We start from the raw sequence: 14,520 nt of genomic DNA, 5'->3' as shown, positions 1-14,520 counted from the left end.
GAGTTTGGTCTCTACCGTACCACTGTGGCTATTTGAGGATCGCCAAAGCTCTTGCTTCAGACGGTGTCGGAGAAAGCCAGATCCGGCCCCTCGAGCGCCTCGGCCAGCATCTCGGAATAATCGTCCCGCGGCACGTCGATCGCCCCGAAGCGTTTCAGGTGCTCGGTGGTGAACTGGGTGTCAAGCAGCACGAAGCCGCGTTCGCGCAGGCGGTTGACCAGGTGCACGAGGCAGACCTTGGAGGCGTCCGTTGCGCGGCTGAACATGCTTTCGCCAAAGAACGCCCGCCGCAGCGAAACGCCATACAATCCGCCCACCAGTTCGCCGTCGCGCCAGGCTTCGACGGAATGGGCATGATTGAGCCGGTGCAAGGCACCGTAGAGTTCGGTTATCGTCGAATTGATCCAGGTCGAGGGGCGGTTCTCGACGCTTTCTGCGCAGGCCGAGACCACCTCGTCGAACGCCGTGTTGAAGCGGATCTCGAACGGCGCCTGCCGCACGGTGCGGGCGAGCCGCTTGGGGATGTGAAAGGCATCGAGCGGCAACACGCCGCGCAATTCCGGCTCGACCCAGAACAGGTCCGGATCGTCAGCCGAATCCGCCATCGGAAACAGGCCCGAGGCATAGGCACGCAGCAGCAGATCCGGTGTGATCCTGTGATCGGCGCCGTGCCGCACCTCAGCCTCCCCGGGCTGATTTCAGATCAGGGCTTCTTCCCTGCCTTGGCCGCAAGGAACTTTTCAAGCCAGTGGATGTCATAGTCGCCATTTGCGATGTCCGGATTGGCAAGAAGGTCACGGAAGAGCGGAATCGTCGTGTTGATGCCGTCTACCACGAATTCATCCAGCGCCCGCCGGAGCCGCATCATGCATTCGACACGTGTTCTCCCGTGCACGATCAGCTTGCCGATAAGGCTGTCGTAATAGGGCGGGATCTTGTAGCCCTGATAGACGCCGGAATCGACCCGCACGCCAAGTCCGCCGGGCGGATGGTAGTGGGTGATGGTGCCGGGCGAGGGGACGAAGGTGTCCGGGTCCTCGGCATTGATCCGGCATTCGATGGCGTGGCCGTGGAAGCGGATGTCGTCCTGGGTGACCGACAGACCGGCGCCGGAAGCGACCCGGATCTGCTCGTTGACCAGATCGATGCCGGTAATGGCCTCGGTTACCGGATGCTCGACCTGCAGGCGGGTGTTCATTTCGATGAAATAGAACTTGCCGTCCTCGTAGAGGAACTCGACGGTCCCCGCGCCGCGGTATTTCAGCTTGCGCATCGCCGCCGCGCAGATCTCGCCGATTTCCATCCGCTGGTCTTCGTTCAGCGACGGGGAGTTGGCTTCTTCCCAGACCTTCTGGTGCCGCCGCTGCAGCGAACAGTCTCGCTCGCCCAAGTGGACCGCCTTGCCTTCACCGTCGCCAAGTACCTGGATCTCGATATGGCGGGGGTGGCTAAGATACTTCTCGATATAGACCGCCGCATTGCCGAATGCCGCGCCTGCTTCCGAGCGTGCGGTCGACAGCGCCAGCGAGAGCTCTTCCTCGTTGTTGGCCACCTTCATGCCGCGGCCACCGCCGCCGGCGGTCGCCTTGATGATCACCGGAAAGCCGATTTCCTTGGCGATCTTGACCGCGTCCTCGTCCGTGGTGATCTCGCCTTCGGATCCCGGAACTACGGGAATGCCAAGCGCTTCCGCGGTCTTCTTGGCGGTGATCTTGTCGCCCATGATGCGAATGTGATCGGCGGTCGGTCCGATGAAGGTGATGCCGTGGGCATCGAGGATGTCGGCGAACTTGGCGTTCTCGGAGAGAAAGCCGTAGCCCGGATGCACCGCGTCCGCGCCGGTGATCTCGCAGGCGGCGACAATCTGGTGGATGTTGAGATAGCTGTCGCGCGAGGGCGGCGGGCCGATGCAAACGCTCTCGTCGGCAAGGCGCACATGCATGGCGTCCTGATCGGCGGTGGAATGCACCGCGACAGTCTTGATGCCGAGCTCCTTGCAGGCGCGCAGCACCCGGAGCGCGATTTCACCACGGTTTGCAATGAGAACCTTGGAGAACATAGGCTCGCTCACTTATTCTATCACGATCATCGGTTCGGCAAATTCGACCGGGTCGCCGTCGGCAACCAGAACGCTCACGACCTTGCCGGCGCGGGGCGCGGGGATCTGATTCATGGTTTTCATCGCCTCGATGATCAGGATGGTCTGGCCTTCCTTGACCGACTGGCCGATCTCCACAAACGGCTTGGCGCCCGGAGCAGGCGACAGATAGACGGTGCCGACCATCGGCGCGGTCACGGCATTGGCCGATGACGGAGCTGCCGGAGCGGCTTCCACGGGCTGGGCGGCGGTGGGCTGCGGCGCGGGCACCTGATGCTGTGCGATCGGAGCGTGGATCATCTGCGGCGTTCCGGCACGGCTCACCCTGACGCGCAAGTCATCCTGTTCGATCTCGATCTCGGTGAGATCGGTTTCATTGAGAATATTGGCCAGATCCCGGATCAGATCCTGGTCGATCGACGGTTTTCGTGTTGCCATCGGACTATTGCCTTTGTTTTTGTTGTTGCGGGCGGCAGTTCAAGCCATTCCGCTGGTTGACTGTCCTTTACAGCCCCGAACTGCCCGGTGACAAGCCCGCGCGGCGCCTGGAGCTGCGAATAGGCCCGAAACCCCGGTTTCAGGTGCAGGCCACGGCCTTCACCCATACACTGTCTGGTCAGGCCATTGGCAAACCTTTCGACGGCGCGGCCCATTGTCCACAAGCGATTGCCGCGGAATACCGTTCTGGTGCGGTCCGTCTGGGTGTCAGCCAGGTGTTGCGGCGTGAGGCTTTAGCAAACGGTGCTGTCGCATTGCCGCATGTTGGCGATCTTGCCAAGCAGCACCTCTTCGCCAACCGCGCCGAACACGGCCTCGTTGCCGATAACGAAGGATGGCGTGCCTGAAATGCCCAGCGCATTGGCCAGCTCGTAGGTCTGGCGGATCGACTGATCGATTGCCGGGTCGTCCATTCCGGCTTTCAACGCTGTCTCGTCGACGCCAAATTCCTTGGCGATTTCAATTGCATGAGCTTCGGTCGCACGGACATCGCCGCCGAGCAGCTTCATGTGGTAGTCCCCGTATTGCTCGGGCGCCAACGCGCGGAACGACATGGCGACCCGGTGGGCCGCAAGCGAATCCGGGCCGAGAATCGGAAACTCCTTGAGCACGAAACGCACATTCGGATCCTTGTCGATCAGGGCGATCATGTCATTCATCGCGCGTTTGCAGAAACCGCAATTGTAATCGTAGAACTCGACCACGGTGACGTCACCTTCCGGATTACCGAGCACGATGTCTTCCGGGGCGTTGAAGATCGCCTCCTTGTTGTCAGCGATCGCGGCCTGCGCCATCACCCGGCTTTCCGCTTCCTTCTTGATCTCCAGCGCCCGGCCCATCTCTTCGACGATTTCCGGGTTCGCCAGAAGATATTCCCGGATGAAGGCCCCGAACTCCTGCTTCTGGGCGTCGTCGAGTGCCGCTGCCGGCAGCGGCAGCGCCGTCGACATGCCGATGAGAAGAGCGGCCGTCAGGCCCTTGCGGTTCAGAAATGCCATGTCGATCTATCCTTGTCCCTGTCCATGCGGGTCGCGTCCGGCGCGCCGCAGAAGCTTTCTAGTTTCCGATGGTTAAGATGTCATTGGCGCGGATGGCGCCGGGCGAGCCCTTGGGAAGCTTCTGCAGGGCGCGGGCGGCAAACACCTTGGCCTCCCTGGCATTGCCGGCGCGAAAGTTCCCCTCGGCCATGATCAGCTCGGCGTTGGCGATGTCACCGGTCTGGCCATAGGCCTGCGAGAGATTGCGGTAGGCGTTGAAGTTGTCGGGATCGGCCTGGATGGCCACCCGAAGTTCCTCGATGGCACGGTTCATGTTTTCAGGCTTGCCTGAAGCGACCAGCGCAAATCCGAGACGCGCCCTGATCAGCGGCGACTTGCTCCGGTCAAGTTTGGCAGCCTGGGAAAAAGCTTTGATCGCCTCGTCGCTCTTGCGCAGCTTGAGCAGGACTTCGCCGCGGAACTCGTGGAAATAGGGACTTCCGGGCTTCTCCTTGATCAGCGCGTCAAGTTTTTTCAGCGATGCGGCCGAGTTTCCCGAGAGGTCGGTGGCAATGGCGTCGCCATAACGGGCCGCCAGAGAACCCCGGTCCTTCGAGAACATCCGCGCAACCGCTGCGGCGCCGCCTGAATAGGCCGCGATCTTGGCGCGCATCAACTGGTGCCGCTCGTTGAGTTGCGCCGGGTCCCTGGTGTCGAAGTACTTGCTCTTGCGCGCCAGTTCTTCCAGCAGCGCGATGCGTTCACGCGGCAGCGGGTGGCTGATCTGGTAAGGGTCCACCCGAACGCCGGAGAGGGACAGGCTCTGGGAAAACCGCTGGAAAGTGGTGAGCATGCCCTGCATCGATTGCCCGGTGGCATTGAGATAGCGGGCGGCGGCCTGGTCGGCGTTCATTTCCTCCGAGCGGCGATAGCTCAAGAGATTGCGCTGAACCAGTGTCGGCGTCGCCGTGATCAGCGCCCCGCCCACTTCGGCGCCGCCAGCGGTGCCGGAGATGCCGCCCGCCGCAAGCGCGCCGACGCCGAGCAGGCCGCCGACGATGGCCAGCGTCCTGGCGGCGGCTATCTGTTCGCGCAGTCTCTGCTGATGGCCGCCGGCGAGGTGACCCGCCTCGTGCGCGATTACCCCGATGATCTCGTTGGGCACGGTGGAATCGGCAAGTGCGCCTGTATTGATGAACATCCGTTGCCCGTCGACGAAGGCGTTGAAAGCCGGATCGTTGACCAGCACGATTTGCACCCGGCTGGTCTTCAGCCCGGCGGCCTTGAAGATCGGGCTCGCATAGTCCTTGAGCAGGGTTTCGATTTCCGCATCGCGGACCACCGCGACCCGTCCCTGCGCATGACTGGGCATAGCAAGCGTGAAGGAGACGATGGTGGCCGTCACCGTCGCGACGACGCGGCCGAGCCAGCCTCTGTTCCTTTTGCATGAATGTGGCGCCCGGCCAACTTTCGCCATGATGCGTGATGTCCTCGTCATGATGCTGAAAGGTAATGTCTAAGTCCGGAAAAGCAATCGCTGATCCTGTCCAGGCCATCAAACTCTCGCACTTGTGATGGCCACGACAATCGGGCATTTGTGCGGCCATCCGCTGTCGCAAGGTACCGGCGCGGGCGCGATATTGCCGCACCCCGGGCCGGCATGACGATGTTACTGACGATTGGACCAAGGTCCGCAGTGCCGGTTCACGGCCAGAGGAGTTCGAGTTTTGACAATTCAGCGCAAGCCATCGGTCGAGCCGTTCCATGCCATGGATGTCCTGGCCGAAGCCACCCGGCTCAAGGGGGAGGGCAAGCCTGTCATCTCCATGGCGGTGGGGCAGCCGGCCCATCCGGCGCCATCCACCGCCAGGGCCGCGGCCCGGCGTGCGCTCGATGCCGGCGGTCTCGGCTACACCGATGCACTCGGAATCAAGAGCCTGCGCCTGGCAATCGCCGCGCGATACCGGCATCTCTACGATGTGGATCTGGATCCGCAGCGCGTCGCCGTCACGACTGGCTCCTCGGCGGGCTTCAATCTTGCGTTTCTGCAGCTTTTCAGTCCCGGTGACGTGGTGGTGATCACCCGGCCGGGTTACCCCGCCTATCGCAACATCCTGTCGGCCCTGGGGCTCAATGTGGTCGAGATTTCCGTCGGTGCCGACACCGGCCATGCGCTCACGCCCGCGGCCATCGAGGCGGCGGAGCGCGAGACCGGCATGCGGGTTGCCGGGGTGCTGATTGCCAGTCCCGCCAATCCCACCGGCGCGGTTCATTCCAGGCAGGCGATCGCCGAACTCGACGCCTGGTGCGCCGGGCGCGGCGTGGCCTTCATCTCCGACGAGATCTACCACGGCCTGACCTGGAGCGGGGAAGAGACCACGGCTTTGTCGGTGTCCGACAACGCCGTGGTGATCAACTCGTTCTCCAAATATTTCTGCATGACCGGCTGGCGCATCGGCTGGATGGTGCTGCCCGAGGATCTCGTGCGGCCCGTCGAATGCCTGGCGCAAAGCCTCTATATCAGCCCGCCCGAACTCTCCCAGATCGCGGCTGAAGCGGCACTCGACGGGATAGAAGAGATGGAGGCGGTTCGGGAGGGATACCGGCAGAACCGGTCGCTGCTTGCCGAACGCCTCCCTGCGCTCGGCTTGCCGTTTGCGGCGCCCATGGACGGGGCCTTCTACGCCTGGGTGGATGTGGCGGCGTACACCAATGATTCGATGGCCTTCGCCCGGCAGATGCTTTCGGACATCCATGTCGCGGCGACGCCGGGGCGGGATTTCGATCCGGTCGACGGCGCTCGCTTCATGCGGTTTTCCTACGCCGGCAGCCACACGGACATGATCACCGCGCTTGACCGCATGCAGGGTTGGCTTGCCACCCGATAGGGCTTTTCCGCCATATCCAATGTGTGGAAAAGCAAGTAACCGGAAATAGATATGAAGAATATCTAATAAACTAATATAACTGTCTCGAGCGGACCTCTGGACCAGCAGTGCTTTTGCGGGGGCCAAAAAAAACCGGCGTGTGAGCGCCGGTTTTTTGTCTTGTCCTGTGCCTTGGCTCAGAAGAAGCCGCGCTTCTGCCACCAGCCGGCTTTCTTCGGCTTCTTCGCTTCGTCCGTTCCGTTCGAGGAAGTGACCACCGGTGCGGTGGCAATCGCGGCGAGATCGGTGCGCGCACGACGGTCGGCCGCCGTTTCTTCGCTTTTCTCTTCGGCTTCGCCGCTCTCCGAAGTCACATCTTCGGGTGCAGCTTCGGCCTCGGCGTCCGCCGCCGGGTAGATCTCGGGGCTGACTTCCGCTTCGGCTGCCGCTGCCTCAGACGCTTCTTCGGCAGCCTTGTCGGCCGCGATCTGCGCCTTGGTCCGGCGCTTCTTGCGGGCCGGCTTGGCAGGCGCTTCGTCTTCTGCCGCCGCTGCGGGTTCCGCTTCCGCCTGTTCGGCCTCGGCGGGTGCGGTTTCCGCCGCAGGTGCTGCCTCTGGAGCCTCCGCGGTCACTTCCGCCTCCGCGGCAGCCTCATCGGAAGAGGCCGCAACCTCGCCTGGCTCTCCGGCTTCGTCAGCAGACTCAGCAGAGCCGTTTGCATCTTCCTCGCGATTGCGGCGTCCACCGCGCTTGCCGCGACGGCGCCGTTTGCCACGGCGCTGTTCGTCGCTGTCGCCATCGGATGAGGCCTCGTCGTCCGACGACGCGTCCGCCGCGTCGCCGTCATCGCTCTTGTCGTCCTGATCGGAGCCGGTGTCGGCCGAGGCGGCCTGATCGTCGCCATTGCCGTTGTCACCGTCGGACTTGCGGCCGCCGCGGCGGCGGCGCCTGCGCCGCTTCTTGCCCTGGCCGTCCTCGCGCTCGGGACGGTCTTCGCCCTGGGCTTCCGAGGTCTCCTCGGTTTCGACGCTCTCGTCATCGATTTCCTCGACGATATCCATATCGTCGTCGTCCTCGGGGTAGGCCGGAGAATTGACGGTGATGTGTTCGATATTGACCGGCGATTCCACCGCTGCACCGCGATCGATGGCGAAATGGTTCGCCCCGACCGTTTCGTCAGCCGAGAAGCTGATCGAGACGCCGAAGCGCTTCTCCAGATCGACAACCGTGTCGCGCTTGTGATTGAGCATGTACAGCGCGGTCTCGGCCGTGGTGCGCACGATGATGTCGTGGGTGGTGTTCTTGAGCAGGTATTCCTCGACTCCGCGCAGCACGTGCAGCGCCACCGACGATTGCGACCGGATATGTCCGTTGCCGCCGCATGTCGGGCAGATCTGCATGGTGCTTTCCAGCACCGAAGCCCTGATCCGCTGCCGCGACATTTCCAGAAGGCCGAAATGCGAGATCCGGCCGACCTGGATGCGGGCGCGGTCGTTCTTCAGGCAGTCCTTCATCCGCTTTTCGACCGCACGGTTGTTGCGGTTTTCTTCCATGTCGATGAAGTCGATCACGATCAGGCCGGCGAGGTCGCGCAGCCGGAGCTGGCGGGCGACTTCTTCTGCAGCTTCCAGGTTGGTCTGCAGCGCCGTGTCCTCGATCGAGTGCTCGCGGGTCGAACGGCCGGAGTTGACGTCGATGGCAACCAGCGCTTCGGTCTGGTTGATGATGATGTAGCCGCCCGATTTCAGCGTCACCTGCGGCTGCAGCATGCGGTCGAGCTGTGTCTCGATGCCCGAGCGCGAGAAGATCGGATGCAGGTCCCGGTAGGGTTGAACCACCTTGGCGTGGCTCGGCATCAGCATCTTCATGAAATCCTTGGCTTCGCGGTAGCCTTCCTCGCCGGAGACGACGATTTCCGAGATGTCCTTGTTGTAGAGATCGCGGATCGAGCGCTTGATCAGGCTGCCTTCCTCGTAGACGAGGCTCGGCGCCGTCGACTTGAGCGTCAGGTTGCGGACATTCTCCCACAGCCGCATCAGGTATTCGAAATCGCGCTTGACCTCGACCTTGGTGCGGTTGGCGCCGGCAGTGCGCAGGATAACACCCATGCCCTTCGGTACTTCCAGCTCGCGGGCGATTTCCTTGAGCCGCTTGCGGTCGGGCAGGTTGGTGATCTTGCGCGAGATGCCGCCGCCACGGGCGGTGTTCGGCATCAGCACGGAATAGCGGCCGGCGAGCGACAGGTAGGTTGTCAGAGCCGCTCCCTTGTTGCCGCGCTCTTCCTTGACCACCTGAACCAGCAGGATCTGCCGGCGCTTGATGACTTCCTGGATCCGGTACTGCTTGCGCGGCTTGCGCTGCGAGCGTGTCGGAACTTCCTCCATCGCGTCTTCGGAGCCGACCGATTCGACCGACTCGTCGTCGCTGGACGCGTCGTCGTCGTCATTGTTCTTGCGCCTGCGGCGCGAGACTGGCTCGGAAATCTCGTCGGCTTCGACGTCTGCCGCCATTTCGGTCGGCTTGTCATTGTCATCTTCATCGTCCGAACCTGCATCGTCCGGTCCGGATGCAGCAGCGGTGTCGTCATCTGTCGAGTCCGGTGCTGCAGCAAGCTCCTCTCCGGAAGCCTCGTCGGCATCGGTTGCTGCGTCGTCGCCATCGGTTGTTTCCGCCGTGTCGGACTCAGCGGCCTTGGCTGGTTCGCCGGACTTCTTGCCGCGGCGGCTGCGGCGCGGCCGGGATTTCGAGGCCTTGCCGTCTTCACTGCCGTCGTCGTCTTCGGCGGGCTTTGCCTTGGAACGGGATTTGGCCTTGCTCTGGCCGTTGTCGGCCTCGTCGGCGCTTTCGAAGTCGGGATCGTTCGCAGCGTCCTCGGCTTCCGCCTGAAGCAGCGCCTGCCGGTCGGCAAGCGGGATCTGGTAGTAATCGGGGTGGATTTCCGAGAAAGCGAGGAAACCATGGCGATTGCCGCCATAATCGACAAAGGCGGCCTGGAGCGAAGGCTCCACACGTGTGACTTTTGCCAGGTAGATGTTTCCGCGGAGCTGTTTCTTGTGCTCCGATTCGAAATCGAATTCCTCTATGCGGTTTCCACGAACGACAACGACGCGGGTCTCCTCGGGATGGGAGGCGTCGATAAGCATTTTTTCTGCCATTGAATGTAAGCTCCTCGGCGCGCTCTCGACGTGAGACTCCGCCGCTCCGAAAGTCGGGGCAGGGGATGGTCTGTGGGGAGTGCGCCGGATGATAGGTATTCCGGTACTCGGCTTGATGCAGAGGTCAGCAGGACTATACCCGGGGCTTGGTGTGCCCGGGGCCTGTTAACACTTTGGGAGATCCGCATTTGCACCATAAAAGCCGGCCGAAATTTCATTTGCGTATAGTCCTTGCGGACCGATGAAAGCCCCTGAAAGGGGCAATGCGGCAGCAAGGCCGCGAAGGTTGTGGCAGGAGTCCTCGCCTGCCGGGTTTAATCACTGTCGTGGCCTCGGTGCTGTCGAAGACTGAAGAGCCTCTCCGCATTTTCGGCCATATTGCCTGGCAGGAGCAGTCAGATTGGGTTCCCGAGATGGAAACTGCGAGCTGGCCGCTCCGGGGAAGGATGGTTATTGGACGACGGACGATCCGCACTCCTGGCGCCCTGGGCCTGATGCAGGCGGCGGCCGGAAGGGTGACAGTTCTATCCCGTCAATATACTTACCCAATGAAAGCTTTTATGGGCTGAGTGGCGATCTGGCAACTGAAAACATCTGCACATGAGGTTGTGCAACTTGACCGGTTGACGTTGCGGAGAGCCGGGTAAGAAATAGCAAGTCATCATGGTGAACGGATGGTTAACCCGATTGCGCCATGCTCTTGCCGGGTTCGCAGGGCGAATCGTGCCATCCTCTTGACGCTGTTTGCCTGTACCGGTTGGGGGTGTGGCGTCAGGTAACTGCGTCACGAGATGAGAGCTGAAGGCAGACGAATGCGGTTACGTTCGAAACACCGGCGATTTGGAGCACGCGGGAGCCGCCCTGGGACGTCGTGCCGGGCGCTGTTCTCTGGCGCGCTGGTTTCAGTCCTCGCCCATGCCTTGCTTGTCTTTTGGACTGCGGCCTCTGTTGCCATGCCCGACGACGCGGCTGGGTCCAGGCATGTCGCCATCGCCGCGCGGCTCGCCGGCGATGAGAGCCGCGTCCGCCTGGTGCTCGATTTCGAGCGGGAGCCCGAATTCGAGCTGCATTATCTGGAAAATCCCTATCGCGCCGTCATCGACCTGCCCGAGACCGTCTTTGCCTTTCCGCAGGACGCGCTGCAGTCGCGCGGACTGGTGTCCGCCGTCCGCTATGGCAACTCCGGCAACGAAAGGGCGCGGATGGTGTTCGAATTTTCAGTGCCTGTCAGGATGGAGCTTGTCGAAACCAGCAAGGAGGCCGCCGGTGCCGTGCACCGGATGGTGTTTGACATTACCATTGTCGATCCGGAGAGGTTTTCGGCGGAGGTTGCCGGTTCGGACTGGCCTGAGCCCGATGAGAATGCCGTCCCCGGACAAGCGCCAGCCCCGCCCGGGGACACCCTGACCATCGTGATTGATGCGGGACATGGGGGGATTGATGGCGGCGCCGAGGGGCCTGCCGGTTCGATGGAGAAGAATGTCACGCTCGCATTCGCCCAGGCGCTGAAGGCCGCGCTGGAGGAACAGGACGGCATTCGCGTTGCCATGACCCGGACGGATGACAGCTTCCTGTCGCTGTCGGCAAGGGTCCGCCGTGCGCGCGACGAGGCGGCGGATCTGCTGATCTCGCTGCATGCCGATTCGATCTCCGTCAGGTCGCTGCGCGGTGCGACGGTGTACACCCTGTCGGACAAGGCCTCCGACGCGCTGGCCCAGTCGCTCGCCGATCAGGAAAATCGCGAGGACGCAATCACCGGCGCGAGCCTGGAAAATGCGCCCGAAGCGATCGCCGCCATTCTCGTCGATCTGGCCAGGACCGAAACCCGGGTATTTTCCACGGGGCTGGCCCAGCAGGTGATCAACTCCTTCGAGGGGCAGGTCAAGCTTATCAAGAATCCGCTACGGCACGCCGGGTTCCGCGTGCTGCAGGCGCCCGATGTGCCTTCGGTCCTCGTGGAAATGGGATATTTGTCCAATCGCGAGGACGAAAAGCTGCTCAACGACGAGGAATGGCGGAAAAGTACCGCGCAGTTGCTCGCCCGGTCGGTGCAGAATTACCGTGAAATGATCTTGGCGGGCAGGCGATGATGGCCGATAAAGCAATGATCGAATCTGGACGGGACAAGCGGTGTGAAGGCTCGGGTGCCGCGCGGTGGCGCAAGACCCTGGCCTTGCCGGCTTCCGTTGCAAGGTGCAGGTCTTCGAACCTGTACGGGTTTAGGGCGGTGCTCAAGTCGAGGCTCAAGACGTTCCGGCACTTTTTGTTCATCACCCGTGATGCGGCAAATGCGGTAGCGCCCTATTTTATTCACATTGTCCGGGCTAACCGGACAGACGACATGGTGGGCTCTTGCCCTGGCGTTGGTCAGGCAGGTCGACAGGAAAGCAAACGGTAGCTGGCTGATGATACGACTGATTGGATATTTCTTCGGGATTGGGACCGTGCTGTTCCTGATCGTCGCAGCCGGCGTTGCCTGGTACATCGGCGATGTGTCCAAGGATCTGCCGGACTACGAAGTGCTCAACAGCTACGAGCCGCCGGTGACCACGCGCGTCCACGCCGCCTCTGGTGAGTTGATGGCGGAATACGCGCGCGAGCGGCGGTTGTTCCTGCCGATCCAGGCTATTCCGGACCGGGTGAAGGCGGCGTTTCTGTCGGCCGAAGACAAGAACTTCTACACGCACCCCGGTGTTGATCCGGTTGGCTTGGCGCGTGCTGTCATCAACAACATCCGGACCGGCGCGCGTCAGGGCGCTTCGACGATCACGCAGCAGGTCGCCAAGAACTTCCTGCTCACCGCCGACCAGACCTACGAGCGCAAGATCAAGGAGGCGATTCTCTCGTTCCGAATCGAGCAGGCCTATTCGAAAGACCGGATCCTCGAACTCTACCTCAACGAGATCTTCTTCGGCATGAACGCCTATGGCATCGCCGGGGCGGCGCTGACCTATTTCAACAAGTCCGTCAACGAGCTGACCGTTGCGGAAACCGCCTATCTCGCGGCGCTTCCCAAGGCGCCGGCCAACTACCATCCGTTCCGTCATCCCGAGCGCGCGATCGAACGCCGCAACTGGGTGATCGACCGGATGGTCGAGAACGGCTATGTCCGCGCCACCGATGGTGCCGACGCCAAGGCTCAGCCGCTGGGCGTGACGCCGCGCAGGACCGGTTCCTACCTGTTCGCATCGGAGTACTTCGCCGAGGAGGTCCGCCGCGAGCTGATCGGCCGTTATGGCGATGACGCGCTCTATGAGGGCGGTTTATCGGTCCGCACCACGCTCGATCCGAGACTTCAGGCGATTGCCCGCAAGGCGCTGCAGAAGGGGCTGATGAGCTATGACGAACGCCGCGGTTTCCGCGGTCCCGTCACCCGCATCGACGTATCGGGAGACTGGGGTGTGCCGTTGAGCGACGTGGAACCTTTGCGTGACATGCCCGAGTGGGAACTCGCCGTCGTCCTGTCGGCCTCCGATGACAAGGTCGACGTCGGCCTTCGTCCGGGTCGGGAAGTGTCCGGCAAGGCCGGGGCCGAGCGGCTCATCGGCACGATCCTGGCGGATGACATGAAATGGGCTTTCAGGCTCAATTTCGACGGCGAGAAGAGCCGTAACGTCAAATCCGCTGCCGAGGTGTTGAATCCGGGCGACGTTGTTTACGTGGAACCGTATGAGCAGGATGGCGCGCAGCGCCTTCGCCTCAGGCAGCCGCCAAAAATCCAGGGCGCGCTCGTCGCCATGGATCCCCATACCGGCCGCGTGCTGGCCATGGTCGGCGGTTTCTCCTTCGCCCAGTCGGAGTTCAACCGCGCGACCCAGGCGCAGCGTCAGCCGGGTTCGGCCTTCAAGCCCTTCGTCTACGCCGCAGCACTCGACAATGGCTACACGCCGGCTTCCGTGGTGCTCGATGCGCCCATCGAGATTGTCTCCGGGGGCGAACTCTGGAAGCCGAAGAATTATGGCGGCGGCTCCGCCGGTCCGTCGACGCTCAGGCTCGGCATCGAGCGTTCGCGTAACCTGATGACTGTCCGTCTCGCCAAGGACATGGGCATGAATCTGGTCGCCGAATATGCCGAGCGGTTCGGTGTCTATGACGACATGCTGCCCGTGCTTGCCATGTCGCTGGGCTCGGGCGAAACCACCGTGATGCGGATGGTTTCGGCCTATTCCGTGCTCGCCAACGGCGGCAAGCAGATCAAGCCGTCACTCATTGACCGCATCCAGGACCGCTACGGCAAGACCATTTTCAAGCACGAGGAGCGCACCTGCGATGCCTGCATCGCCACCGCGTGGATCCAGCAGGAAGAGCCCGAAGTGGTCGACACCCGCGAGCAGGTGCTCGACCCGATGACGGCCTACCAGATCACCTCGATGATGGAAGGTGTGGTGACCCGCGGCACCGCAGCCGGCAAGGTCAAGCTCGACCGTCCGACCGCTGGCAAGACCGGCACCACCAACGAGGAAAAGGACGCCTGGTTCATGGGCTACACCGCTGACCTGGTGGCCGGTGTGTTCATCGGTTTCGACAATCCGACTCCGATGGGCCGTGGCTCGACCGGCGGTGCGCTGGCGGCGCCTGTGTTCAACGAATTCATGCAAGGTGCGCTCGAAGGCACCAGGCCGGCCGATTTCCGTGTTCCGCAGGGCATGAAGCTGATCGCCATCAACCGCAAGACCGGCATGCAGGCGTTTGAAGGCGAGGGCGATGTGATCATGGAAGCCTTCAAGCCCGGCACCGGACCGTCTGATGTCTACTCGGTCATCGGACTTGAGGAATTCGCCACCGGCGACGCCATCACCACAATATCGCCGCAGGCCAACCAGGCCGTGGTCAACGGTGTCGGCGGGCTCTACTGACCAAGAAATTCGGCGCCCTCGACGCCTTTACATCGCGCGGAGCGGACCTTATGGTCCGCCCGCTTCGGC

General features: G+C 62.5%; 9 protein-coding genes. 3 read left to right on the top strand and 6 right to left on the bottom strand.

Annotated elements, in window-relative coordinates; genetic code table 11:
• Positions 1–56: 56 nt before the first annotated feature.
• From aat to O4H62_RS02690, 5 genes are all read right to left on the bottom strand, one after another.
• Positions 57–677, bottom strand: a complete 621-nt coding sequence (gene aat, locus O4H62_RS02710; protein ID WP_269385585.1) for a leucyl/phenylalanyl-tRNA--protein transferase — start codon at positions 675–677, stop codon at positions 57–59.
• A 26-nt stretch (positions 678–703) separates the two neighbouring features.
• Positions 704–2,059: an acetyl-CoA carboxylase biotin carboxylase subunit gene (gene accC, locus O4H62_RS02705; RefSeq protein WP_269386277.1), complete on the bottom strand. Its 1,356-nt coding sequence runs from the start codon at positions 2,057–2,059 to the stop codon at positions 704–706.
• Between the two features lie 12 nt (positions 2,060–2,071).
• Positions 2,072–2,536, bottom strand: a complete 465-nt coding sequence (accB, locus tag O4H62_RS02700; protein WP_269385584.1) for an acetyl-CoA carboxylase biotin carboxyl carrier protein — start codon at positions 2,534–2,536, stop codon at positions 2,072–2,074.
• Positions 2,537–2,829: 293 nt separating this feature from the next.
• Positions 2,830–3,594, bottom strand: a complete 765-nt coding sequence (locus tag O4H62_RS02695) for a DsbA family protein (protein ID WP_269385583.1) — start codon at positions 3,592–3,594, stop codon at positions 2,830–2,832.
• Positions 3,595–3,652: 58 nt separating this feature from the next.
• Entirely contained in the window at positions 3,653–5,050 is a 1,398-nt protein-coding gene (locus O4H62_RS02690) for a M48 family metalloprotease (protein ID WP_269385582.1), read from the bottom strand.
• 292 nt (positions 5,051–5,342) lie between these two features.
• Between O4H62_RS02690 and O4H62_RS02685 the strand changes: the two genes are divergently transcribed.
• Positions 5,343–6,461 (top strand): pyridoxal phosphate-dependent aminotransferase, encoded by a 1,119-nt coding sequence (locus O4H62_RS02685; protein WP_269386276.1) that lies wholly within the window; start codon positions 5,343–5,345, stop codon positions 6,459–6,461.
• 176 nt (positions 6,462–6,637) lie between these two features.
• On the opposite strand, the gene O4H62_RS02680 is transcribed toward O4H62_RS02685, so the two are convergent.
• Positions 6,638–9,595 carry an Rne/Rng family ribonuclease gene (locus O4H62_RS02680; RefSeq protein ID WP_269385581.1) on the bottom strand — a complete coding sequence of 986 codons (2,958 nt, stop codon included), beginning with the start codon at positions 9,593–9,595 and terminating at the stop codon, positions 6,638–6,640.
• A gap of 953 nt (positions 9,596–10,548) precedes the next feature.
• Here O4H62_RS02680 and O4H62_RS02675 point away from each other — a divergent pair.
• Both O4H62_RS02675 and O4H62_RS02670 read left to right on the top strand, forming a co-directional pair.
• Positions 10,549–11,685: an N-acetylmuramoyl-L-alanine amidase gene (locus O4H62_RS02675; protein WP_269385580.1), complete on the top strand. Its 1,137-nt coding sequence runs from the start codon at positions 10,549–10,551 to the stop codon at positions 11,683–11,685.
• Positions 11,686–12,000: 315 nt separating this feature from the next.
• Entirely contained in the window at positions 12,001–14,451 is a 2,451-nt protein-coding gene (locus O4H62_RS02670; protein WP_269385579.1) for a penicillin-binding protein 1A, read from the top strand.
• Positions 14,452–14,520 lie beyond the last annotated feature (69 nt).

The sequence above is a fragment of the Parahoeflea alexandrii genome (genome assembly GCF_027214025.1).
GTDB lineage: Bacteria > Pseudomonadota > Alphaproteobacteria > Rhizobiales > Rhizobiaceae > Hoeflea > Hoeflea alexandrii_A.
Note: the sequence above shows the minus strand (reverse complement) of the source record. Positions and strands in the feature narration are given on the sequence as shown.